Origin of the sequence: Anaerococcus sp., assembly GCF_030825785.1 — a bacterium.
In the GTDB taxonomy this organism is placed as follows: Bacteria; Bacillota; Clostridia; order Tissierellales; family Peptoniphilaceae; genus Anaerococcus.
Window position 1 is genome coordinate 1 of the sequence record NZ_JAPJPG010000012.1, and the last position, 22483, is coordinate 22483.

Annotated in this window: 27 protein-coding genes and 2 riboswitches; of the genes, 23 read left to right on the plus strand and 4 right to left on the minus strand. The window is 35.7% G+C overall.

Annotation, left to right across the window (positions count from 1 at the left end; genetic code table 11):
- Positions 1 to 94 precede the first annotated feature (94 nt).
- The 5 genes from RCH56_RS02960 (at position 95) to thiT (ending at position 5099) form a co-directional block, all read left to right on the plus strand.
- A complete protein-coding gene (locus RCH56_RS02960) occupies positions 95 to 451 on the plus strand; it encodes a DUF2089 domain-containing protein (protein WP_105301289.1) in 357 nt (118 codons plus the stop codon).
- Entirely contained in the window at positions 444 to 1496 is a 1053-nt protein-coding gene (locus RCH56_RS02965; protein ID WP_306483513.1) for a DUF4097 family beta strand repeat-containing protein, read from the plus strand. Before RCH56_RS02960 ends, RCH56_RS02965 begins: the two co-directional genes overlap by 8 nt.
- A gap of 305 nt (positions 1497 to 1801) precedes the next feature.
- Positions 1802 to 2923, plus strand: a complete 1122-nt coding sequence (locus tag RCH56_RS02970; RefSeq protein WP_306483514.1) for an EpsG family protein — start codon at positions 1802 to 1804, stop codon at positions 2921 to 2923.
- 11 nt (positions 2924 to 2934) lie between these two features.
- Entirely contained in the window at positions 2935 to 4095 is a 1161-nt protein-coding gene (locus RCH56_RS02975) for a YveK family protein (RefSeq protein ID WP_306483515.1), read from the plus strand.
- Positions 4096 to 4437: 342 nt separating this feature from the next.
- Positions 4438 to 4527, plus strand: a riboswitch (TPP riboswitch).
- Positions 4528 to 4553: 26 nt separating this feature from the next.
- Complete coding sequence (thiT, locus tag RCH56_RS02980) at positions 4554 to 5099, plus strand: energy-coupled thiamine transporter ThiT (protein WP_306483516.1); 546 nt, start codon at positions 4554 to 4556, stop codon at positions 5097 to 5099.
- Between the two features lie 942 nt (positions 5100 to 6041).
- Here the strand turns inward: thiT and RCH56_RS02985 are convergent.
- Entirely contained in the window at positions 6042 to 6236 is a 195-nt protein-coding gene (locus RCH56_RS02985; protein ID WP_306483517.1) for a hypothetical protein, read from the minus strand.
- A gap of 325 nt (positions 6237 to 6561) precedes the next feature.
- Here RCH56_RS02985 and RCH56_RS02990 point away from each other — a divergent pair, with 325 nt between their 5' ends.
- Entirely contained in the window at positions 6562 to 6876 is a 315-nt protein-coding gene (locus RCH56_RS02990; RefSeq protein WP_306483518.1) for a hypothetical protein, read from the plus strand.
- Positions 6877 to 6958: 82 nt separating this feature from the next.
- On the opposite strand, the gene RCH56_RS02995 is transcribed toward RCH56_RS02990, so the two are convergent.
- Genes RCH56_RS02995 through RCH56_RS03005 form a run of 3 tightly spaced genes read right to left on the minus strand, consistent with a single transcriptional unit; the run spans position 6959 to position 9339 of the window.
- Positions 6959 to 8035, minus strand: a complete 1077-nt coding sequence (locus tag RCH56_RS02995; RefSeq protein WP_306483519.1) for a hypothetical protein — start codon at positions 8033 to 8035, stop codon at positions 6959 to 6961.
- A complete protein-coding gene (locus RCH56_RS03000; RefSeq protein ID WP_306483520.1) occupies positions 7974 to 8594 on the minus strand; it encodes a hypothetical protein in 621 nt (206 codons plus the stop codon). The genes RCH56_RS02995 and RCH56_RS03000 overlap by 62 nt, the downstream gene beginning before the upstream one ends.
- Positions 8578 to 9339: an ATP-binding cassette domain-containing protein gene (locus RCH56_RS03005; RefSeq protein ID WP_306483521.1), complete on the minus strand. Its 762-nt coding sequence runs from the start codon at positions 9337 to 9339 to the stop codon at positions 8578 to 8580. Before RCH56_RS03005 ends, RCH56_RS03000 begins: the two co-directional genes overlap by 17 nt.
- 131 nt (positions 9340 to 9470) lie before the next feature.
- Here RCH56_RS03005 and RCH56_RS03010 point away from each other — a divergent pair, with 131 nt between their 5' ends.
- From RCH56_RS03010 to tsaD, 17 genes are all read left to right on the plus strand, one after another.
- The gene (locus tag RCH56_RS03010; RefSeq protein ID WP_306483522.1) at positions 9471 to 9842 is read left to right on the plus strand and encodes a GntR family transcriptional regulator; all 372 of its coding nucleotides are present in this window, start codon (positions 9471 to 9473) and stop codon (positions 9840 to 9842) included.
- Positions 9829 to 10512, plus strand: a complete 684-nt coding sequence (locus RCH56_RS03015) for an ABC transporter ATP-binding protein (RefSeq protein WP_306483523.1) — start codon at positions 9829 to 9831, stop codon at positions 10510 to 10512. Before RCH56_RS03010 ends, RCH56_RS03015 begins: the two co-directional genes overlap by 14 nt.
- Positions 10513 to 11277 carry a hypothetical protein gene (locus RCH56_RS03020; RefSeq protein ID WP_306483524.1) on the plus strand — a complete coding sequence of 255 codons (765 nt, stop codon included), beginning with the start codon at positions 10513 to 10515 and terminating at the stop codon, positions 11275 to 11277.
- A 164-nt stretch (positions 11278 to 11441) separates the two neighbouring features.
- Positions 11442 to 12335 carry a diacylglycerol kinase family protein gene (locus RCH56_RS03025; protein ID WP_306483525.1) on the plus strand — a complete coding sequence of 298 codons (894 nt, stop codon included), beginning with the start codon at positions 11442 to 11444 and terminating at the stop codon, positions 12333 to 12335.
- A gap of 98 nt (positions 12336 to 12433) precedes the next feature.
- Entirely contained in the window at positions 12434 to 12913 is a 480-nt protein-coding gene (locus RCH56_RS03030) for a CarD family transcriptional regulator (protein ID WP_306483526.1), read from the plus strand.
- A gap of 10 nt (positions 12914 to 12923) precedes the next feature.
- Positions 12924 to 14027, plus strand: a complete 1104-nt coding sequence (locus tag RCH56_RS03035; protein ID WP_306483527.1) for a PIN/TRAM domain-containing protein — start codon at positions 12924 to 12926, stop codon at positions 14025 to 14027.
- The gene (gene ispD, locus RCH56_RS03040) at positions 14020 to 14724 is read left to right on the plus strand and encodes a 2-C-methyl-D-erythritol 4-phosphate cytidylyltransferase (protein WP_306483528.1); all 705 of its coding nucleotides are present in this window, start codon (positions 14020 to 14022) and stop codon (positions 14722 to 14724) included. The genes RCH56_RS03035 and ispD overlap by 8 nt, the downstream gene beginning before the upstream one ends.
- Positions 14724 to 15200 (plus strand): 2-C-methyl-D-erythritol 2,4-cyclodiphosphate synthase, encoded by a 477-nt coding sequence (gene ispF, locus RCH56_RS03045; protein WP_306483529.1) that lies wholly within the window; start codon positions 14724 to 14726, stop codon positions 15198 to 15200. The genes ispD and ispF overlap by 1 nt, the downstream gene beginning before the upstream one ends.
- A complete protein-coding gene (metK, locus tag RCH56_RS03050) occupies positions 15200 to 16369 on the plus strand; it encodes a methionine adenosyltransferase (protein WP_306483530.1) in 1170 nt (389 codons plus the stop codon). The genes ispF and metK overlap by 1 nt, the downstream gene beginning before the upstream one ends.
- A gap of 8 nt (positions 16370 to 16377) precedes the next feature.
- Positions 16378 to 17427 (plus strand): rod shape-determining protein, encoded by a 1050-nt coding sequence (locus tag RCH56_RS03055; protein ID WP_306483531.1) that lies wholly within the window; start codon positions 16378 to 16380, stop codon positions 17425 to 17427.
- Complete coding sequence (gene gpmA / locus RCH56_RS03060) at positions 17427 to 18116, plus strand: 2,3-diphosphoglycerate-dependent phosphoglycerate mutase (RefSeq protein WP_306483532.1); 690 nt, start codon at positions 17427 to 17429, stop codon at positions 18114 to 18116. The genes RCH56_RS03055 and gpmA overlap by 1 nt, the downstream gene beginning before the upstream one ends.
- 254 nt (positions 18117 to 18370) lie before the next feature.
- Complete coding sequence (locus RCH56_RS03065) at positions 18371 to 19030, plus strand: winged helix-turn-helix domain-containing protein (RefSeq protein ID WP_306483533.1); 660 nt, start codon at positions 18371 to 18373, stop codon at positions 19028 to 19030.
- Positions 19031 to 19100: 70 nt separating this feature from the next.
- Positions 19101 to 19216: riboswitch (FMN riboswitch) on the plus strand.
- Between the two features lie 59 nt (positions 19217 to 19275).
- Positions 19276 to 19872 (plus strand): ECF transporter S component, encoded by a 597-nt coding sequence (locus tag RCH56_RS03070; protein WP_306483534.1) that lies wholly within the window; start codon positions 19276 to 19278, stop codon positions 19870 to 19872.
- Positions 19873 to 19953: 81 nt separating this feature from the next.
- Positions 19954 to 20400 carry a tRNA (adenosine(37)-N6)-threonylcarbamoyltransferase complex ATPase subunit type 1 TsaE gene (gene tsaE, locus RCH56_RS03075; protein WP_306483535.1) on the plus strand — a complete coding sequence of 149 codons (447 nt, stop codon included), beginning with the start codon at positions 19954 to 19956 and terminating at the stop codon, positions 20398 to 20400.
- Positions 20381 to 21073, plus strand: coding sequence for a tRNA (adenosine(37)-N6)-threonylcarbamoyltransferase complex dimerization subunit type 1 TsaB (gene tsaB, locus RCH56_RS03080; protein WP_306483536.1), 693 nt, complete (start codon positions 20381 to 20383; stop codon positions 21071 to 21073). The genes tsaE and tsaB overlap by 20 nt, the downstream gene beginning before the upstream one ends.
- Positions 21039 to 21479 (plus strand): ribosomal protein S18-alanine N-acetyltransferase, encoded by a 441-nt coding sequence (rimI, locus tag RCH56_RS03085; RefSeq protein ID WP_306483537.1) that lies wholly within the window; start codon positions 21039 to 21041, stop codon positions 21477 to 21479. The genes tsaB and rimI overlap by 35 nt, the downstream gene beginning before the upstream one ends.
- Complete coding sequence (gene tsaD / locus RCH56_RS03090; RefSeq protein WP_306483538.1) at positions 21472 to 22482, plus strand: tRNA (adenosine(37)-N6)-threonylcarbamoyltransferase complex transferase subunit TsaD; 1011 nt, start codon at positions 21472 to 21474, stop codon at positions 22480 to 22482. The genes rimI and tsaD overlap by 8 nt, the downstream gene beginning before the upstream one ends.
- Position 22483 lies beyond the last annotated feature (1 nt).

Here is a 22483-nt window from a genome sequence, read left to right on the forward strand (position 1 = left end):
CATATTCAATAAATAAATTTAAGAAATTAAAATAATCAAACTTTACTTTACAAATATCAAAGAGCTAGTATAATTTTATCAAAAGGGAGGTTCTATGATTAATAAATGTCCAAATTGCGGTGATGAAATGGTGATCACCTCTTATAGATGCAATTCATGCTACACAGAAGTTACAGGTGAATTTGAAATTGATAAGTTTCAAAGATTAGATAAAGAAGATAAAGAATTTATTGAGTTATTTTTACAAAAAAGAGGTTCTATAAAGGATGTTGGAGAGGAGATTGGAATTTCTTACCCAACAGTAAGAAATAGAATTGATAGAATAGTCTCAAAACTTGGAGGAACTGTAGATAAGAAGGCAGGCAGGATTGATATCCTAAACATGTTAGATAATGGAGAAATTACTGCAGAAAAGGCTAAGAGCCTACTAGAGGAGCTTAAAGATGAATGATGAAAAACAAATGATTTTAAATATGCTCAAAGAAGGAAAAATCACTGTAGAAGAAGCAAGTGACCTCATAGAAGCATTAGGCAAAAATAACAGAAAAAACGATAATTTAACAGATAAAATTTCAGGTGCAGTTGATAATATAATAAAAAGAGCTACCGATACAATCCAATCTATCGACCTTGACCAAACTCTTGACTTAAGTCAATTTAATATTAAGGGAGATTACAACACCCAAAAGGAAACTAGAATCGATGATGAGATCAAACATATCGAAATTGACATAGTAAATGGTGATATAGAAATCGATAGATCTGATGATAATACAATTGTTATAAGTCAAAGTATCTGGGCTAAGAAGGCTGATCTTAATGATTTTCTAGATATTGAGGTCAAGGATGACCTACTTACAATCTCAATTAATGATAATTACAAAAACATACAAGCAAGTTCAGATATTAGGCTAAGCCTTGGAAGTAACTTATATGATTCCCTAGATATCAACCAAGTAAACGGCAAGGTCGACATATCAGATGTTGATTTTAATAATCTTGACTTGAACAATGTAAACGGCAAAGTTCTTTTGATAAATATCAAAGGCTCTGTCAATGTAAATAACGTAAACGGCAAGATTGATGTCAAAAATATATTTGGTCCAGTAGATATAGAAAATGTAAATGGACCAATCTACCTATACAACATTTCTGGAGAATATGCTGATGTTTCAACTGTAAATGGAAATATCAGAGTAGATGGACTATCCTCAGATAAACTTAAGGCAAAATCAAACGCAGGAAATATTAGAGTATTTAATATCAAAAATACCAAAGACATAGACCTAGATTCAGGATTTGGTAACATGGTAGTTGATACAACAGACTTTGATGGAGTTATTAGAGCCAACGTTGAAAGTAAGGCAATAAATATTACAGAAAAATTTGCCAACAAGATACAAGATGGCAAGGGCTATGAGATAAGCACAAGCACCGGGGAGCCTGACCTTAGGATAAAGATTGATTCTTCATTTGGAAAGATTTCTCTAAGATAGATAAATAAAACAAAAGACCCGCGGCAAGCGGGTTTTCTTATGCCTATTTTCCCGATTAGCGAAGGAAGATAAGCAAGAAGCAAAACTGAGGGTTAAGTTTTGCTTGCGGAAAATAGAGCCATAATTTAAGGAAGAGTACGTCTGTAATGAAAATTAATTTGTTTACTCTATCTTCTCTATATCTATAATAGAATAGCTTTGTTTCTTTACTTATAAATCCATGTAAAGTTTATGTAAAAAATTATATTAAAATTAATAGAGTTTTAGCTTTTTCATGTTATAATAAAGCTAAGAGAGAATATATTATGGGATTTGCCTTATTTACGACAATCGAGCTTTTGATTTTTCTAATCGGCCAAGCTATCGATTTCAAAAACAAAAAACAATTAAATATTCTAGCAGGACTGATGTTTCTTATCATGTTTGTCTTCGCAGGAGTTAGAGGCTCCGGTGATGCGGACTATTATAATTACTTGTGGTTTGTGAAAGACTTGGGAATAGACTACACAAGGCTTTTTGATTTTACATATCCTGTGGAGTTTGCCTTTAGGTTCTTTGCCCTTCTGGTAAACACCTTGGGTCTATCCAGGCAGTGGGTCATAGTAATAATGAACCTATGTTCGATTCTTCCTATAGCCTATATTTCAATCAAAGAGTCAGCTAACCCCTTCCTTTCGGCTATAATATTTTTGCCGATCTTTATCCAATTTGATATGCAAACATCAAGGACAGCCTCAGCCATAGGACTAGGATTTTTGGCAAGTTACTTTGTTTCTGAAAAAAAATACCTCAGGTCAATCCTATTTTTTATCTTTTCACTTGCCTTTCACAAGTCAGCAATGATAATGCTTCCCTTCTTGATTTTGCTTAACTTTAGGATAGGAAACTTATTTAAGATAATTACAGAAGGGTTTGGACTTTTCGTGAGTCTTTTCTCCCTAAGAGTCTTTAGTCTAGTAGCTATAATCGTATCCAAGGTGGGTCTTGGGGTTATCTCTAGAAAGATTGACACCTATGTATTTTCGGGAGGTATGTTTGCCTTTCCGATGAAGTTATATGATCCTAGGATTATCTTTGGCCTAATGCTTTTTGCTTTTTCTTTGATGTATTTTAACAAATACAGTTTTAAGAAAAATTCAATGATAGAGATAAGCTCCAAGGCTATGTGGTTTGGTCTAATAGTATTTCTAGTCTTTAGGTCATCTACGGCAGTAGCCTTTAGATTTGGGAACTTTTTTACAGTTTATCAAATGATATTTATTCCTGAGATAATTAAGGAAGCAAAAAAGGACGATAGGCTGGGGCTTGTGATTATTGCTCTATCTATAATACTTTTCGTCCTACCATATGCAGGATTTTTGATGATGAAGGCTCCTTCATACGACTTTTTCTTTACTAATCTTAATGCGATACATTCACTAAAATAAAAGAGGAAATTATGAGAAAAATTACTACAGAACATTTACTTAAACAAGCAAAACGAAATATCTTACTTATTATAATTCCAGCCCTTCTTGTATTTGGCCTGGTTTTGACGAAGACTTTGATCAAGGATTCCAAAAACTTTGAGGCTACATCCATGCTCATGGTCACTGGAGAAAGTAAAGATGATGCCATAAGTTATAACAACATAATATTAAATGAGAAGCTTGCCAATATCTACAGCAATTTCCTAGAATCAACCGATTTATATGAAGCCGTAAGCAAAAAGCTTGGCCAAGATTATAATCCGGAAGATATAAAATCAAATCTTGATTATGAGGTAAATCCTCAAGGTGGGGTAATATCTTTTACCTACATAGATACAAACAAAGACAGGGCAAGCGACACCCTAACTTTAATTACAGAAGAATTTAGGACCTATGCTCTAAATTTCTTGAATATGGATAATATTGAATACCTTCAAAAGACCAAGGTTGACGCTCCTTCAAAGATTAAGGGAATAATATTTTCCATCTTGGGTCTTGTCGCTGGAGCTCTTTTGGGAATTCTTCTAACCATAATAAAGGAGATTCTTACAGATAGGATAAGAGATGCGGAAGATATAGAAAATTTGGGTATTAGGGTTTTGGGAGACCTTACCAAGGATTCTAAGGCTGCGATTTATAAGACTAAGGCAAGTATAGACTATCTTACAGAAAACTCAGTTATTGGAATAACTTCCCTAAATCCTAAGAAGTCCACCTATGACTTCACTGAGAAACTAGCCCTTGCTATGTCTACATCCTTTGGCCTTTGCCTTATCGATTCTCTGGCAGAAAATAAGGTGGTGGACAAAAAGTATGAGTCAAGCGAAGAAGATATCAAATTAATCAGATACAAGGGAGTAGACTTTATCAAACTAAGAGAGAAATCTCTAGATATCCTAGATTCTTATGTATTTGAAGATAAGATTTACGAACTAAGAGATACCTATAACTATGTTTTAATCAGTGAATCAAGCCTTGATAGCTTGGAAGCTATGGTAGGCTTAAGATATGAGGATTATAGGATAGTTGTTGCTAACGATCCACATATGGGAAGGGAAGAATTAGTAAGAAAGATCAATTCCATAGAAGATATGGGATGTAAGGTTTTGGGAGTGGTTTACGATAAATAAAAAATTAATACTAGGGTTTAGCCTGATACTCATTACTTCTTGTAAGCATGATAAGCCCTACCAAAAACAAGATATAGAGATTAGACAAAGAACTTATAGAGAGAAAGAAAAAGAGTTAAGTCCAGAGCTTAGTTATCTAGTAAATGAAGACTCCAATATCTATGAGGATAAAGATGGTGAAGTTATAGTTGACACGCTAGATAAGGGATCTGTCGTAAAGATGATCGATCCAACAGACGAGAATTTTGCCTTAATTGATTTTAATGGCAATATTTCCTATATCGAAAAGTCTAAGCTTTCGGACTTTTGATTTGCAAATAAATATAAAAATGATATTATATAGATAAACACTAGGGGTGCCCCAAAGGCTGAGATAAAACCCTTAACCTGATCCAGGTAATGCTGGCGTAGGAAAGCTGTTATACCTCGCTGACATTGTGTTAAGGAGGTATTTTTTAATGAAGAAAAATTGGACAGTAAAGATGTTAGTAGAAGGTGGACTTTGTATAGCCCTTTCCTTCGTATTAGGATATATCAAGATATTTTCAATGCCACAAGGAGGCTCTGTCACAGCAGGTGAGATGATTCCTATAATCATATTTGCCCTAAGACATGGATCTCTTCCAGGTATTGTCGTAGGAGCCTTGTATGGTTTGGTTCAAATGCTATTTGGTGGATCAATCTTTCACCCAATCCAAGCTATCTTGGATTACCCAGTAGCCTTTGGAGTCTTGGGACTTGCTGGTATATTTTCAGCTGAGTTTGAGAAAAATAAAAGCATTAAACCAGTTCTTGCAGGAGCAAGCTTAGGAATAATCCTAAGGATGATTGCTCACACCCTAACTGGTGGAATATTTTTCGCATCCTATGCTCCAGAAGGACAAAATCCTTGGGTGTACTCTATAATCTACAACGCAAGCTACCTAGTAGTAGAGTTTATTATCACTGTAATAATTATCTATCTACTCAGAAATGTAATAACAAAAGATCTACAAAGAATATAATATTTAAAGTGAAAGCCCCTCAATTCTTCCTATGAATTGCGTGGCTTTTGTCTTTGTTCACATTAGTGATTTAAGCGAACGAAAGAGAGCGAAACAATAAAGGTAGTTGCAGAATTAATAAATCGTACCGTTATCGTTAGAAGAATCTTCGCGGAAATTTTGCCTTCATCAGCCGCTATAAATTACCTAAGAGAACATTCTAACGATGATACGATGATTATTCATAGTTTTGCACCAGCCCTTTTTGATTTGCAGATATTAGTTTACAGGTTCTATTTTACTTTGTTTATTTGTTTTACTTCTGGATGTTCCTTTTTCAACCACTTAGAAAATCTGCTATATTGTCTTTTATATCCTTCCTACGTGGATGTACTATAAATTCTGTTTTTTGTCGCCAATGGCGGATCTTAGTCTTTGTTTCTAGATTTCCCTTTTCCTTTGCTTTTTTGATGCATTATTAAAATGTTTTTATATATATCATTATCTATAGTATTTTGCTGTATTTTCTTACCCCATTGAGAGGCAATATTTTCTAAATATTCATCCATTTCTTTTTTCGTAAGTTCCTTAAATACTTTGTTTAGATTAGTTTTTGCTAAATCAATTTAACTTTTGTATTGATTATATTTTGAATATCTTCTGTGTTTGTAGAATGTAATTGGGCCTTTTGTTCCTCCTAGTTGTTTTTGTGGTTAAAAACATTGTATTAGTTTTGTTTTCAAATGACCTTTTTCTTTTAACACAATTATACGGACTCTATCATATAATGTATATATATAAATAAAAAACAACTTATTATAGGGTTTTTTAGTGTATTACCCACATAAGTGGCGATTAACTCTAACAAAAAACCACTAAAACGTGGGAATAAAAAACAACGCCCTAATTCGCATTTTAAGCGATTTTAAGAGCGTTGATTATATGTTTATTACTATGTTATATTTATTCTTCGTTGTTCTTTTTATTAAAATCTCTACTAAAAAAATAACAAAATGAAAAGAAAAACATTAAAGATACTACAAATCCTGGATAGGAAAATAATTTTTCGACATAATTACTCATAAATTTATTTCCTGAAAAAAATGATAGTATGGCTAAGCCTATATATAATAATATTTTTTTATTTTTTTTATTCATAATTACCTCCTATAAAAGTCTTTGTTATATGTATACCCTAAATTGGTTATATATATAAATAGAAGTGGAATATAAATAGAAATGGAGGATATAAAATGAAAAGAAAATTAAGAAAAATGTCAGCTTTATTATTAAGAATTGTTTTTTAGTTTCTCCTGTGGCTGAAGCTAAAGCATCATCAAAATAAACAACAATTGAGGATAAAGCAAATTATAATAAAGTAGAGTTCAATGATGGAACTCTATATTCTATTGATGATATATTTCCTAACTTAGATCAAAAAACAAAAGATAAAATTTTAGAGGAAACTCCAGAATATGTAGAATTGAAAAACAAAAACAGAATAAGCACATTCAGTGTAGATGATGGAAATAAGCTTAAAACTGAAATGGGTGAATTATCACCTCAAGAAGTTAGAGATTTAAAAGACCGTACAGATACTGCAAAAGAATCAGCTAATCTTATTGTCGGAATGATCAATTCTGAAGCTGGAGTTGCATTAACAATAGCTAATATGATATTTGGTAGCCCGATTGGTACTGCTGCTAAAAATTGTTGGGGATTAAAAATATATTTTGTAGCAGATAAATATAATCCAACAAGTTCAGGAATGAGATGGGAATACGAATATGTAAAGTAATTCAGGGGCTTTGAAGAGATACAAAAGCAAATTGATGAAATTTTTGGGTAATCAAAACTACCAGCTAGGCTGGTGGTTTTGATTAGTTTCTAACCTTAAAGGTCCTTGGGGCGAGTTTGTATACTAGGATTTGGCTTATTATTACAAAACAAATTATAAAGATGGAGACACTTATGAGAAAGACTCCGTAAGAAATCTTGCTTGTAACTTGGGGAAGGATAAAAAACACAGCTGCATAGATTAGATAATCTATTAGGATAACAGCCTTGCCTGTCTTCTGACCTTCCTGGTTGAAGGGTTTTAGAAGATAGTATTCCATAAGGGGAAGACTTACGAAAAACAAGGTCAGAAGAGCGATATATAGAAGGCTTAAAGCTTTTTGCCTAAGACTAAGAGTTCCATCAAAACTTGCAAGTATTATATAGCTAACTCCCAGAGCTAGGCTTGGGAGGGTCATGATTTTAAGAAGGGACTTAAATCTTTCCTTGTACATGGCAAGGACATTTTTACCTTCTCTATAGAAGCCGTAGGGCATAAGGCCCTTATCACAATTAAGATACATGCTTCTTAGGATATTATCTTGTTTTAGGAGTATATACATAGCTAGTGGGATGAGGAAGGTAGAAATATCATCCATATTTCCGTATAAATCGAAGCCCTTTACATACATATAGGCTGAAATAACCAGGCTTATTAGCAAAAGAATCGTACTTTTAATAAGAATCGGCTTTCTAATAATTCTCCTGTGTCTTAGGAAAAATACTTGGTTGAGATAGGCGAAGCTTTCTCCTTTTACTTTTCTCTTTCCTATATCTTTTTCCTTAATTTTTAGGGAATTTTCTTGATAGTCCGCCACCTCATCTAGGGCTATTTGATATTTTCTTGCTGCTTTTTCTATGATTTTCCCGTAAGAATTGAAACTTTTCATATAATTGTAGGCTGGTATAAAGGCTATCACAGATAGGGTGAGGAAGCCAAAGGAAGTTAGCCTACTAGGAATCTTAAAATAGCTTACACAGACATACAAGATAAGGCTTAGGATAAGGCCTATAGCTACTTGGATAAAGCCATTATCTAGGATTGACTTTTCCTTATCCTTAAGATAACTTAGCCAAAATATCGATGCGGCAAGCTCTGTCATAAGTATGGCAAGAGACATGGCGAGTGTATGTATCTATGATAGACACATCAGCCAAAAACTTAAAGGCAAATACAAAGACCAAGCTTCTTCCTACAAATCTTAAAATAGGTATGTAATAGAGATGGGCCTTGGCGATTTCCTTGGCGTCAAAGGCAAAATTTGTAAATAGCTCATAGATGGAATTCCCATTATCCACTATCATATTTCTAAAAATAGCAAAGGATAGGTAGATAAAACAAGGAACTAATAAGGATGCTGTATACTGATTCAAGCTCAAGGCGCCGATTTTACCAGCTAATAATTCTTCAGCATTAAATACTTTCCCAAAGAGTTTATTTGCATAGATCATCCAAAGGAAAGTGATGGCAAAGACCATGGCGGATTTGATTATTTGCCAGATTAGGGCGAAGACAGGATAGAAGAAAAAAACTATCTCTTTTAATTCGAAAAATCTATACTTATCGCCTAAAAATTTCCCCAAAAGAGGGATTTTCCTAAAAAAGTAAACTATCCCGTTGACGGTTTTAGCTAGACTTATTTTTTGTATGATAGAAAAAGTTCTAAGACTCTTGTTCATGGCCTTCTCCTAAGTTTTCTTCGATAGCTCTTATGTCCTTATCTAAAGCCTTGCCTGACAAGAGATCTATAATAGTATCTTCAAAATCCGGATCATCTTTGATTAGGCTGTCAACAGGATTTAGGCTCTCGTTGTGAAGAAGGACGATTTTGTCACATATATCCTTGGCAAGTTGAAGGATATGGGTTGAAAATATTATAATATGGTCCTTATGTATATCTCTAATTATTCTTTTCATCTGAAGTTGGATTACGACATCGAGACTTGTGAGAGGCTCATCCATGAGTATTACTTTTGGCTTTAGGATGAGAAACATTAGCATCTGTAGCTTGTTTTTCATCCCTGTAGAGTAATCCTGGATTAGCCTATTTGAATCATCCTCTTCGAGCTCGACAATTTCTAGATATTCGTCAATATTTTTAAGATCTTTGATATTTTCACGATTTGCTTCTATAAAAAAGCTAATAAACTCTCTTCCTGTAAGAAACTTGGGAAGTTCTGGCTCGCTTACCATGAAAAACACATCTTTAAAGTCGATAGGATTTCTATTCCCACCTTCTTCCAAGAAAATCTCTCCCGAATCTTTATCTAAAGACTCGTTTATTAGCTTAAATAGGGTCGTCTTACCAGCTCCGTTTCTTCCCAAGAGGGCATAGACTTCGCCTTGATCGAAAGTGTAGAATACATCTTTTAGGACTTCTTTTTTAGCAAAACTCTTACTTAGACCATTTATAATTAACTTCATAATCGCCTCCTTTTCTCAATTATAACAGAAAGATGGGGAGAGCAAAAGTTTATAAAAATATTTGCAGAATATTACTAGAGGTGGTATTATTGTACTAAGATAATAATACAATAATACAAAAAGGAGCTAAGATGGAATTTGATAACAATAGACCCCTTTACCTCCAATTACTCGAGGATTTCAAAATCAAGATATCTGTAGGAGATTGGAAGCGAGGAGAGAAGATCCTTCCAGTAAGGGATTTGGCTAAAATTTACGAGGTAAATCCCAATACGGTCCAAAGGGCCCTTCAGGAGCTAGAGCGAGAGGGTTTTTGCCTAAGCAAGAGGACCGCTGGAAGATTTGTGACAGAAGATAAATCATCTATTGATAAGTTATCCAACAAGGCCTTTTACCAACTGGCTGATGACTTTATTACAGGTTCAATTAATCTTAATTTGGGAAAGGATGAGTCAATAGGATTACTTAAGAAATATTGGGAGGAAGATTATGATAGAAATTAAGGACTTAACTATGGTTTATGGAGGACGCGCAGTCCTAGACCATGTGAATTTGAATATAGAGAAAGGGCAAATCGTAGGCCTTCTCGGCGAGAATGGTTCAGGAAAGACCAGCCTACTTAGGATACTTTCAGGTCTTGAGAGAAATTATATGGGTGAAGTTAAGATTAATGGAAAAAATCCAGGAGATGCGACAAACGCATACGTCTCCTACCAGCCAGACCACTTGCCAGTTGACCCATCCCTAAAGATTTATAAGCTTGGAAAGCTTTATGGGAATTTCTTTGCTGACTTTAAAGAGGAAAAATTCATGAATTTAATTGAAGGTTTCGGCATTGATAAAAATCTAAAAATCAAGGAATGCTCCAAGGGAATGAAGGAGAAGATTCAAATCGCCCTAAGTCTTTCAAGGAAAAGTAAAGTCTATCTTTTGGATGAGCCAATGAGTGGGATTGACCCAAAGTCTAGGAAGGTCATCCTTCAAACTATAATTGATAATTTCGATTATGAAGGAATCTTATTAATCTCTACCCACCTTATAGGGGAAATAGAAAAAGTCCTCGATAGGGCAATCTTTATTGATCAAGCGAAAATAATAGTAAATGAAAAAGTAGACGATATCAGACAGAATAAAAATATGGGTGTCGAAGAATACTTTACGGAGGTAATCTAGATGAAAAACTTACTCAAACAGATAATGAAAGAAGACTTTTTTGCAATCCTTCCTTGGTTATTTATTCCCCTCATAGGAGTTTTTGCAGGATTTTCCCTAAGCCATTTTACAAGGCTTGGAGGCTTCGATATAATCGCAGTTATAGCTACAATCATTCTAATGGCAGGCCCCCTTATAGCCCTTGTCATTCTCGTAGGAAATGATCACAATAGATTTTATGGAAAATATGCAGCCCTTTACTCAAGCTATCCTATAAGTTCTAATAAAATCACCCTAACGAGACTTATAAACTATATAATCCTAGGGATCTTTACTAGCCTAAGCTATCTTTTTAACATCTCCTTGGCTCTTCCATCAGATTTTGATTTAGTAGATTTCTTTAGGAAATTTGGAAGGCTTTTGGGAGAGCTTAGCCCAGGCCAATATCTAGATATATTAAAAGTATTGCTAGCTTTCCTTGGCTTTGGACTAATACTTTGCCTAACCCTTATGGCAGCTAATAGTATTGGTAATTCTTATAGTTTCAAAAAGCTAGGTAAGCTCGGACCGGTTTTTGTAGGCGTCATCCTTTTTGCTATAGAAAGTTTTATTCAAGTAAGATTGCTTGCTCGCTTCGCAGTAGATAGGACTATAGTAGCAAATCCTAATATGACTATAAACTTCGTAGATACAAATTATATATTTGAAGGAGTATTTATCATAGAGCTTGTAGTGATCTATCTTGCCACAAATTACTTCCACAAGAAAAAGCTTTCTGTAGAATAATTATAAAAATATTATAAGGTCTCTTACAAAATTCTAATCGTTTGATTATTATTTTTGTAGGAGGCTTTTATTTTTAGTTGAGTAATATTGAGACTAACAAGCTTTAAAAATAGCTAAAAGAAAGTAAAATTATCCTTAAGATTACTTATTTTTAAGGAGATAAAATGAAGGAATTATTATTTGTATATAATCCTAACTCAGGTCAGCAATCCATAAGTGATTACATAAGCTGGATAGTGGATTATTTTAGCGAAAATGGATATCTTGTAACAATATATGCCACCCAAGCAAGTGGCGATTGTAGGAAAATTGTAGGAGAAATCGGCCACAAGTTTGAAAGGATTGTAGTATCCGGTGGAGATGGAACCCTTGATGAAGCCATATCTGGTGCGGTTAAGGCAGGAATTAGCCCTAGATTTGCTTATATACCAACAGGCTCTACCAATGATTTTGCCAAGTCTCTTAATATTCCTTTGGACGTAAAGGAAGCAAGTAAACTTGCAATTAGCGATAAAATAAAGGCGATAGATGTAGGACAAATTGATGATAAGTACTTTGTTTATGTAGCAGCTTTTGGGACTCTATCTGATATTTCCTTCAATACAGATCAAGACCTTAAAAATATCTTCGGTAGGAGTGCCTATGTCTTCGAAGGACTAAAAAAGGCACTCCCATTTCAAACTATGGAAGCTAACAGAGTCAAAGTAGAACTTGATGGAGAAGAAATAGAGGGAGATTTCGTTCATTTTATGGTAACAAACTCCTACTCTGTAGGTGGTTTTACTAATATTTTGGGAGATAATGTAGGCCTTGATGATGGAATATTTGAGCTTACAATGATCAAGAAGCCAAATAATATTGCAGAGATTAACAAAATCATAAACTCTCTTACTAACAAAAAGGAAAATGAAATGGTGATAATGCGCCAAGCCAAGTCCTTTAGGGTAGTGACTGATAGAGAAGTATCCTGGTCCTTGGATGGAGAATATGGTGGATCAAGCACCGATGCAAAAATCGAGATTTTAAATAAGAGAATTATGATAAAAAATGGCTTATAAGATTGAAAGAGCCAGGTAATTGTGATATACTGTTCAGTCTAGCATTTACTAAAAGAGCCAAATAGGTTATAATATAATAGAGGACCTAGGAGGTAAAAATGTTTAAAATCGGCGATAAGATCGTATACCCAATGCATGGGGCAGGTACCATAGACTCAATTGAGAAAAAGGAGTTTTTGGGAGAAGTAAAGGATTATTTCATCCTAAAAATGCCAATAGGAGATATGGATATATCAATACCTACAAATAAGATCAATGAGATGAACATAAGAGATGTAATCACTAAGGAAGAAGGAGATGAGGTGCTTAAGATCCTCGACGACGACCCTAGTGATATGAGTAATAACTGGACTGTAAGATATAGACAAAACCAAGAGATCCTAAAGACCGGAGATGTTTTTGAAATAGCCAAGATGGTGAGAAATCTCGCGATTCTTGACAGTGACAAGGGGCTTTCTACTACAGAGAAGAAACTTTTAAACAGGTCTAGGAGAATTCTTGCAAGCGAGCTAGTGATGGTAGGTTCTCTAGAGAAAGAAGAAGCGGAAGCGATGATAGATGAGTCTATAGGACTCTAAGGAGAAGTAAATGAAAAGAATAATTCGATTAGTGCTTTCAATAATCGGAGCTGTTCTTGGCATTGTGATTTTAAGACTTATAAATGCCGGCACGGGATTTTTACCGGGCGCCGGCTTTGTAATGATTTTTGCTCACATTGCTGCAGCTTTATTGGGAGCATTAGTTTTTTATATGCTGACAGATAAATTTTCAGATAAGTTTTCAGAAGGCTTTAACCTATTTGAAGAAAACTTGAAGAAAGTCCCGGCAAATAAGCTGATTGTTGGAATTGTAGGAGCTATATTAGGATTTTTGATAGCAGCCTTGGTGACCAAACCCCTAACCGAACTAACTATTCCTTATGTAGGAAACTTAATTTTTGTGCTATTATCTATTTTATTATATATAGGTTTAGGATATTTGGGATGGAGAGTTGCATCTAATAATGCTGAGGATATATTGGGAATATTTCAGAAAAAAGAAAATAAGGATACTAAAGATAACAAATCCTTTATCTTTGAGAGAAATAAACGTACAGCAAGCCCTAAAATTCTCGATACATCAGTTATAATAGACGGAAGGATCCTAGATATTATAGAAACGGACTTTCTTGAAGGAGAACTCATAGTAAGTGAGTTTGTCCTAGAAGAGCTCCAACACATAGCCGACTCCCCGGATGATCTTAAAAGAGAGAGGGGAAGAAGGGGCCTTGATACTATCAATAAAATCAAGGAAAATAATAAGATTAAGCTAAAAGTCGTAAACAAAGACTACAAGGATATAAAAGAAGTAGATTCAAAACTCTTAAAACTTGCCATGAACTTAAATGGCAAGGTCTTTACCAATGACTACAATCTAAACAAGGTAGCTGATGTACAGGGTATCCCTATTTTAAATATAAATGACTTGGCAAATGCCCTAAAGCCTGTAGTAATTCCTGGAGAGATTATGAGAATTGATGTAATTAAGGAAGGTAAAGGCAAAAACCAAGGAGTAGGCTACCTAGATGATGGAACTATGGTTGTTGTCGAAGACGGAATAAAGTATATCGACCAGACGATCGATGCTACAGTTACATCTGTACTTCAAACATCCGCTGGAAGAATGATATTTGTAAGGCATAAGAATGATTGATGGGAAGTTTTTATCTGCAATAATTACAGCAGCAGGCTCAGGACTTAGGATGAGATCAAAGATAAATAAGCCCTACATAGAAGTAGGAGGAAGAAAAGTCCTAGAAATCACCCTAGATACTGTAAGTAAAATTAAAGAGATAGATGAGATAATACTTGTCATAAGAAAAGATGACGAGGATATAATAAAAGATATTTTAGAAAAATATGATGAAAATATAAGATATGTATATGGTAGCACAACCAGGGAACTTTCAACCTTTGAAGGTCTAAAAGCTCTTGATTCAAAAAGCGAATTGGTCTTAACTCATGATGGGGTAAGACCTTTTGCAAGCGAAGAACTTTTCCTAAAGACTATTAGTGCTCTAAGGAAAAATAAGGCTGTAATTACTGCTACCAAATCAAAGGATACAGTAAAGATTGTTGATGATGATATGTTCGTAGATTTTACCCCTAACAGGGACTATGTCTACAATATCCAAACTCCCCAAGCCTTTGACAAAAAGCTTATATTTGCCATGTATGAGAAATATCTTGCTAGCGAATTTAAGGTAACTGATGACTCCCAACTATTTGAATTTTTCGATAGGGATGAGAAGGTCAAGGTAGTTCATGGGGAATATTCGAATATTAAGATAACAACCCAAGAAGATATTATTTTTGCAAATGCATATCTTCAAATAAAAAAGGACGTATAATGAGAATAGGAATTGGATATGATGTTCACAAACTAGTTGAGGGAAGGGACCTATACCTAGGAGGGCTCAAGGTTGATTACGAGCTTGGGCTTTTGGGTCATTCTGATGCAGATGTACTAACTCATGCTATAATGGATGCCATTCTAGGAGCTCTTGCTAAGCCTGACATAGGTAACTTATTTCCAGATACAGATCCAGCCTATAAGGATATCTACTCCATAGAGCTTTTGGATAAGGTAGTAGCCCTTATGGAAGAAGAAGGATACAGAGTTGGAAATCTCGATACAGTAACAATCTGCGAGAGGCCGAAAATTGCCCCGATTAGGGAAGACATCAGAAAGATTTTGGCAAAACATTTAAAAACCGATATAGAAAATATTAGCGTCAAGGCTTCAACAAGCGAAAAGCTCGGCTTTACTGGCAGAGGCGAGGGAATTGAAGCGCGCGCAGTAGTTCTTTTAGAAAGAAGGAAATAATGAAAAGACTTATAACAAGTGAATCCGTAACAGAAGGACATCCTGATAAGGTATGCGATCAAATCTCTGATGCTATCTTAGATGAATGTCTAAAACAAGATAAAAACTCAAGAGTTGCTTGTGAGACAGTGACAACAACAGGTCTTGTCCTAGTTGTAGGAGAAATCTCAACAGAGGCTTATGCACCAATAGAAAAAATAGTAAGAGATACTATAAAAGAAATAGGTTACGACGATCCAAGTCTAGGATTTGACTATTCTAACGTAGCTGTCCTAACTTCTTTGATCGAGCAATCATCAGATATTGCTCAAGGAGTGGACTCAGCCCAAGATTATGAGACAAGTCACGAAGACTACGACAAAATCGGAGCTGGAGATCAAGGAATGGTATTTGGTTATGCTGATAATGAAGGTGATGAATATCTTCCCCTATCAGTAATCTATGCCCAAAAGCTATCCAAAAAGCTAAGTGATGTGAGACGTGACGGAACTCTTTCTTACCTAAGACCAGATGGAAAGAGCCAAGTAACTGTAGAATACGATGATGGGGTGCTAAAAAGAATTGATTCAATCGTAATTTCAGCCCAACATAGCCCAGAAATATCCCTAGAAAAAATCAAAGAAGATATCAAAAGAGAAGTAATTGATAAGGTGATTGATCCTTCCCTAATGGATGAAAATACCAAGATTTACGTAAATCCAACAGGAAAGTTTGTAATCGGAGGACCTAAGGGCGATAGCGGACTTACAGGAAGAAAAATTATAGTAGATACCTATGGTGGATACTCTAAGTCAGGTGGAGGAGCCTTCTCTGGAAAAGATCCAACAAAGGTAGATAGATCTGCAGCCTACATGGCAAGATATGCAACCAAAAACATGGTCGCAGCAGGCCTTGCCGATAAATTAGAGATCGGTCTATCCTATGCCATAGGAGTTGCAAGACCCCTATCAATCTATGTAGATAGCTTTGGCACAGGTAAGTATGATGACGAAAAGCTTCTAGAGATTGTAAAAGAAAACTTTGACTTTAGACCTCAAGCTATAATAGATAAACTCGACCTAAGAAGACCAATCTATAAGAAGACAGCAGCCTTTGGTCACTTTGGAAGAGATGACAGTGATTTCACTTGGGAAAGAGTTGATAAGATTGATGAATTAAAGAAATACTAGGAGATGATATGGCAAGACTAAGAAGATCTATAGCGATAGATTTAGGAACTGCTTCTGTCCTAGTGTATGTCGCTGGCAAAGGGATAGTACTAGAGGAGCCTTCTGTTATAGCGATAGACGTATTGACTGATGAAATACTTGCGGTGGGTAGCGAGGCAAAAAAGCTTATCGGAAGAACTCCAGGAAATATCAAGGCCATCATGCCTATGAAAGATGGGGTAATTGCTGACTTTAAAGCTACAGAAAGAATGCTTAAATATTTCTTGGACAAGGCAGTTAAGAAAGCCTTGCTCAAACCAGACCTCTTAATCTGTGTTCCTTCAAAATCAAGTCAGGTTGAAAAAAGAGCAGTCCTTGCGGCAAGTGATAACGCAGGAAGTCATAGGACCTATCTTATAGAAGAGCCTCTAGCTGCAGCAATAGGAGCAGGATGTGATATAACTGATCCAGGAGGAAGCCTTGTGATAGATATCGGAGGTGGAACTTGTGATATAGCTGTAATATCTATGGGCCAAGTTGTAGCTAGCAAGTCTGTTAATACAGCAGGACTTTCCTTTGATAAAAAAATAAAAGACTACATTAGACAAAGATATGGTATATTAATAGGGGATAGCAAATCTGAAGAGATCAAAATCGAAGCAGGACTTGTAGGAAGCGAGCAATCTATAGAAGTGACTGGAAGATCAATATCAAATGGACTTCCACAGAAAATCTTCCTTCCAGTTGCAGAAATCTATGACGCAATAAGGCCTGAGATTGATTTGATTATAAATGGGGTGAAAAAACTACTAGAAGTAACACCACCAGAGCTTCAATCTGATATATACGACAGAGAGATTATCCTTACAGGTGGGGGAGCTTATACCCTAGGTCTTAGACAAAGACTTTCGGAAAAGCTTCAAATCGAAGCGAGAATCGCAGATGATGCGACAGAGTGTGTTATCATAGGTACATCCAAGGCCCTAAACTGGATGGAATCCCTAGATGAGGAAAGAAATGATGCTATAAAAGGCAAACAAAAAGAGTTAGAAATGGATGAGAAATTAAGGAGAAGATAATGACAAAAAAATTAGTTCTAGTAAGACATGGCCAAAGTGAATGGAACCTTGCCAATAAATTTACAGGTTGGGTTGATGTAAACCTATCTGAAAAAGGGGAAGAAGAAGCTAAAGAAGCTGGTAGAAAAATCAAAGAAGCAGGAATAATGTTTGACCATGCTCACACATCAATCCTAACAAGAGCGATCAAAACTTGTAACTATGCCCTAGAATATTCAGGACAAATGTTTGTTCCAGTAGAAAAGTCTTGGAGACTAAACGAAAGACACTACGGTGCACTTCAAGGATTAAACAAGGCTGAAACAGCTGAAAAATATGGAGATGAACAAGTTCACATCTGGAGAAGAAGCTACGATACACTTCCACCAGAACTAAGCGAAGAAGAAGCTAAAAAACAAAGAGAACTTCCAATGTTCAAACACCTACCAGCTGACGTTGTTCCAACAGCTGAAAACCTAAAAGTAACTCTTGATAGAGTACTTCCTTACTACTTCGACCACATCGCTCCACAACTACTTGATGGCGAAACAGTCCTAGTAGCAGCTCACGGAAACAGCCTAAGAGCCCTAGCAAAACACCTAGAGAAAATCTCAGACGAAGACATCATGGGTCTTGAAATTCCAACAGGCCAACCACTAGTTTACGAACTAGATGATGAGCTAAACGTAGTTAAAAAATATTATCTATAAGATAAAGGAGGAAGATAGCTCCCTTCTTTAGACAAAGTTTAATATTATTTAATAAGTCTAAGTAAGGGAGTTATTGACTCCTTTTAATGTACCTAAATTTATAAATAAAGAAAAAGTGTATTAACTATGTAGGGTCAGCCTTAACAAATTGCTGTTTTTTTGCAGAATGTAACAATTTGTGGTAAAATTAACGCTGAAGGTGCGTGTTTGCGCTTTTCTTATTTTGGAATTAATCCTTGGATATGGAGGAAAGTATGAGGATTCTATCTGTAGAGAATGAGAATGGGGTATCCTCACTTATTAATTCTCGTTTTAATAAAAACGAAGTACTTGTAGAAAAAATCGATTCAATAGACGACCTTTTGTTTAGAGATTTAGAAGGAGTCGATCTAATCTTAGTCGATATGACCCACAACAAGTGCTTGCAAGTTATACAATTTATAAAACAAAAGACTAATATTCCTGTCATATACCTGACAGAAAGATATAAGAAAAATCCTTACGAGGAAGAAATAGAAGATAAGGACTTTGTGATTCATTCTGTGACCAGGCAGGAGTTTATTAAGGATGTATTTAGGAAGGTAGAAGAGCTTAGAGAGGCCAATATTATAAGCATGGGCATCTGTAGTCTCGAAGAGGACAATGGGATTTTTAGGATTGGCAATGATATCCTAGATTTAACCAAAAGCGAGATAGCAATCTGCTCAATTCTAATTAGGAATATGGGAAGTATCTTAAGTAAGGAAGAGATAGTAGATGCGATGGCCAAAAAAGGCTTTGATACGACTGAAAGGTCAGTCAGAGAGTACATAAGAAAGATTAGAAGTCAATTTAAAAAAGCAAAGCTCAGTCCTATAAAGACAGTAAGCAAGAAAGGCTACAAATGGGTCCTAGATAAATGTGAAAACGAATAGCATTTATCTTGCAAAGGATCTTTTATCTAGTATGATGAATTTAAGAAATAAACTAAATATTATCGCTTAGCGATATCTTCAGGGAAAGGTGAAATTCCTTAACCGGCGGTAAAGTCCGCGAGTCTATTTGACTGAATTGGTGCAATTCCAATACCGACAGTAAAGTCTGGATGAAAGAAGATTAATATTAATCTGCTTTTTTTGCCCTGATATCGGGCATTTTTTATTGCCCATAAGGAGGAAGTATGAATAGAAGTAAAACATTTAGTTTAAACTCAGTTGTTAAAGTTGGTATCTTGGCAGCCTTTGCCTATGTATTGATGTTTATCCAGTTTCCAATACCAATAGCCCCACCTTTTATGAAGGTTGACCTAGCTGATGTGCCAGCCCTTATCGGTGGCTTTGCTATGGGACCTTGGTATGGTGTTTTAATCCAACTTGTAAAAAACATCTTAAATCTAACTAAGACTACTACAGGTGGAGTTGGAGAACTTTCTAACTTTATAGTCGGAGCAGTTTTTGTCTATGTTTCATCAAGTATTTATAAAAATAGAAAGACTAAAAAGACAGCTATCTTTTCTTTGGCTCTTGGAGTTGTTGCGATGACTGCAGTTGCTACACTTTCAAACGCATTTATAGTTTTCCCAACCTATGCTAAGGTTATGGGCCTTGACCTAAATGCCTTTGTGGGAATGACAGCTAAGTCAAATGGTCTAGTTAAAAGCTACTTTAGCCTAATGCTTTTATCTATTGCACCATTTAATATTGTCAAAGGCCTTGTAGCAAGTTTTGTAACAGAATTAATTTATAAAAGAGTTTCCCCAATCATCAAAAGAAGATAAGAAGAGATTCTTAAGCTCAATCATTGTGGTTGGGCTTTTTTTATTGGGCCTTCTTTAGTATAATAGAAGCTAAGAGGAATTATGATTATTAAAAACTTAGAAGAATTAAAAAAATTTGCGAATAAATTCGCTTCTCTGTTAAAGGAGGGCGATGTTATAAATCTTAAGGGAGACATGGGAGCGGGAAAGACTACTCTAACTGGCTATATATCAGAGTACTTTGCCATAGAGGACTCTTCTTCTCCTACTTTTGCCATTGTAAATATCTATAAGGGGGATAAGAAAATCTATCACTTGGACCTTTATAGATTTGATGAGCCAGAAGATATCTTCGATATAGATTTCGAGGAGTATTTCTATCCGGAAGATGCCATAACAATACTAGAATGGGCAGAAAATGTAAGGCCTTACTTGCCTGAAGATATGATAGATATAAGGATAGAAAAATTGGGAGAAAATGAGAGAGAGATTACAATTGACTCTGGGTCAATTAGAGGAAGTGAAATAAATGAATATTTTAGCAATTGATACATCTACAATGATTTCTACCGTAACTGTGTCAGATGGGATAGAGATTATTGGAGATTTTAATGTCAACCAACAAAAAACTCACAGCGAATCCCTGGTTCCAATGATTGAAACCTTATTAAATCTTTTGGGAATGAAGGTAGGAGATATAGACAAGTTCGTTATTGGCAAGGGACCAGGATCTTTTACAGGCCTTAGGATTGGGATGACCATAGCAAAGACCCTAGCTCAAGCTACAGGTAAGGATCTTATTGCCATATCAACCCTCCTAGCCCTTGCTAACAATTCATCATCAGCTAGATTAAAGGTCCCAATGATAGATGCCAGGGGTAATAGAGTCTATGCGGCAGCATATGATGAAAACTTTAATGAAGTTATTAAGGAAGATTTGTATACCATAGATGACTTTGCAAGTAGGGTAAATGACCTAGGACGTGATGTTGAGCTTATCGGAACTTTGAATGAAAAATATGAGGATAAGTTTGATAAAGCTATAAGCCTTCCTTTAAATTTCAATAATTCTATAGGAAGGTCTCTGGTAAAGATTGCCATAGAGGAAGACTTTCCGAAAAAAGAGCTGTATGAGATTGTTCCGAACTACCTTAGAGCCAGTCAGGCAGAAAGAGAGTTAGCCAAAAATGATAAGAAGAATGGAAATAAAGGACGCCGATAGGGTTTACGAGATTGAAAATGCTTCATTCTTCGAACCGTGGACTAAGAAGAATCTTATAAAAGACCTTACTGCTAATTCGTTCTTAAACCACTACGTATATGAGCTAGAGGGTGAAATAGTAGGCTTTTACATAGCGAGCAAGGTCCTAGACCTTGTGGAAATCTTTACCATAGCAGTAGATGAAGACTTTAGAAAGCGTGGCATTGGCAGAAAACTCCTCTCTCATCTTATAGAAAATAGTAAGGAGAGTGGGGCTAGGGAAATTTGGTTAGAAGTTTCTGTCAAAAACTTTAAGGCTATAGGACTTTATGAAAAGTTTGGCTTTGAAAAAGATGGCATCAGGAAAAATTATTATCAAAAATTAGGAGAAGATGCCTACAATATGAAAAGGAAATTATATGAGTGATTTTTATACTATGGGAATCGAGACAAGCTGTGACGATAGTTCTGTTGCGATTCTCAAAAATGATAGAGAAGTATTGGTGAATTTGATATCATCACAGATTGATATTCATGCACTTTTCGGGGGAGTCGTGCCAGAGATTGCAAGCAGGAAGCATCTTGAAGCCATAAATCCCCTAATAGAGAAGGCCTTAGCCGATACAAACCTAAGCTATGAAGATATAGATCTTATATCAGTAACCAAGGGACCAGGGCTTATGGGATCGCTCTTGGTTGGGATTTCAGCAGCCAAGGGTCTATCCCTTGCGACAGGGACTCCTTTGATTGGTGCCAATCACATGCAAGGGCATATTTGCGCCAACTATTTGTCAAACAAGGACCTAGAACCTCCCTTCATAAGTCTAGTCGTATCCGGAGGTCATACCTACCTATGTAAGGTCAATTCCTATACTGACTATGAAGTCATCGGAAAAACCTTAGATGATGCAGCAGGCGAATCCTTCGATAAGGTTGCAAGAAAAATTGGACTTGGCTATCCAGGAGGTCCAAAGATCGATAAGCTAGCCAGGAAAGGCAATAAAGACGCTATAGACTTTCCTAGGGTGATGCTTGAGAAGGGATCTTATGATTTTTCCTTTTCAGGTCTTAAGACAGCAGTCCTAAACTACGCCCACAAGCTTGAACAAAGAGGCGAAGAAGTAAATAAGGCTGATCTTGCGGCAAGCTTTCAAGAAGCTGTTGTAGATGTTTTAGTAGATAAGTCCATGATGCTTCTTAAAGAAACAGGCCTAAAGACTCTCGCCGTAAGCGGGGGAGTTGCTGCAAATTCTAGGCTTAAGGAAAGACTTAAGGAAGAATGCGATAAGGAAGGAATCAAATTCTATCATCCATCTGTAATTTTGTGCACAGATAATGCGGCAATGGTTGCCATGGCGGGTTTCTTAAATTATAAAAACGGAGTCGTAGACGATAATTTCATGAAAGTCTACCCGAATTTGGAATTATGAT

Coding starts and splice junctions, on each gene's coding strand:
- RCH56_RS03030 (WP_306483526.1), top strand. CDS start 12,434: ATGTTTAAAATCGGCGATAAGATCGTATACCCAATGCATGGGGCAGGT.
- gpmA (WP_306483532.1), top strand. CDS start 17,427: ATGACAAAAAAATTAGTTCTAGTAAGACATGGCCAAAGTGAATGGAAC.
- tsaD (WP_306483538.1), top strand. CDS start 21,472: ATGAGTGATTTTTATACTATGGGAATCGAGACAAGCTGTGACGATAGT.
- RCH56_RS03070 (WP_306483534.1), top strand. CDS start 19,276: ATGAATAGAAGTAAAACATTTAGTTTAAACTCAGTTGTTAAAGTTGGT.
- ispF (WP_306483529.1), top strand. CDS start 14,724: ATGAGAATAGGAATTGGATATGATGTTCACAAACTAGTTGAGGGAAGG.
- RCH56_RS03010 (WP_306483522.1), top strand. CDS start 9,471: ATGGAATTTGATAACAATAGACCCCTTTACCTCCAATTACTCGAGGAT.
- metK (WP_306483530.1), top strand. CDS start 15,200: ATGAAAAGACTTATAACAAGTGAATCCGTAACAGAAGGACATCCTGAT.
- RCH56_RS03065 (WP_306483533.1), top strand. CDS start 18,371: ATGAGGATTCTATCTGTAGAGAATGAGAATGGGGTATCCTCACTTATT.
- RCH56_RS02965 (WP_306483513.1), top strand. CDS start 444: ATGAATGATGAAAAACAAATGATTTTAAATATGCTCAAAGAAGGAAAA.
- RCH56_RS02970 (WP_306483514.1), top strand. CDS start 1,802: ATGGGATTTGCCTTATTTACGACAATCGAGCTTTTGATTTTTCTAATC.
- RCH56_RS03000 (WP_306483520.1), bottom strand. CDS start 8,594: ATGAACAAGAGTCTTAGAACTTTTTCTATCATACAAAAAATAAGTCTA.
- rimI (WP_306483537.1), top strand. CDS start 21,039: ATGATAAGAAGAATGGAAATAAAGGACGCCGATAGGGTTTACGAGATT.
- RCH56_RS03035 (WP_306483527.1), top strand. CDS start 12,924: ATGAAAAGAATAATTCGATTAGTGCTTTCAATAATCGGAGCTGTTCTT.
- RCH56_RS03025 (WP_306483525.1), top strand. CDS start 11,442: ATGAAGGAATTATTATTTGTATATAATCCTAACTCAGGTCAGCAATCC.
- RCH56_RS03015 (WP_306483523.1), top strand. CDS start 9,829: ATGATAGAAATTAAGGACTTAACTATGGTTTATGGAGGACGCGCAGTC.
- tsaB (WP_306483536.1), top strand. CDS start 20,381: ATGAATATTTTAGCAATTGATACATCTACAATGATTTCTACCGTAACT.
- RCH56_RS02960 (WP_105301289.1), top strand. CDS start 95: ATGATTAATAAATGTCCAAATTGCGGTGATGAAATGGTGATCACCTCT.
- RCH56_RS03005 (WP_306483521.1), bottom strand. CDS start 9,339: ATGAAGTTAATTATAAATGGTCTAAGTAAGAGTTTTGCTAAAAAAGAA.
- thiT (WP_306483516.1), top strand. CDS start 4,554: ATGAAGAAAAATTGGACAGTAAAGATGTTAGTAGAAGGTGGACTTTGT.
- tsaE (WP_306483535.1), top strand. CDS start 19,954: ATGATTATTAAAAACTTAGAAGAATTAAAAAAATTTGCGAATAAATTC.
- RCH56_RS02975 (WP_306483515.1), top strand. CDS start 2,935: ATGAGAAAAATTACTACAGAACATTTACTTAAACAAGCAAAACGAAAT.
- RCH56_RS02995 (WP_306483519.1), bottom strand. CDS start 8,035: ATGTCTCTTGCCATACTTATGACAGAGCTTGCCGCATCGATATTTTGG.
- RCH56_RS03020 (WP_306483524.1), top strand. CDS start 10,513: ATGAAAAACTTACTCAAACAGATAATGAAAGAAGACTTTTTTGCAATC.
- RCH56_RS03055 (WP_306483531.1), top strand. CDS start 16,378: ATGGCAAGACTAAGAAGATCTATAGCGATAGATTTAGGAACTGCTTCT.
- ispD (WP_306483528.1), top strand. CDS start 14,020: ATGATTGATGGGAAGTTTTTATCTGCAATAATTACAGCAGCAGGCTCA.
- RCH56_RS02985 (WP_306483517.1), bottom strand. CDS start 6,236: ATGAATAAAAAAAATAAAAAAATATTATTATATATAGGCTTAGCCATA.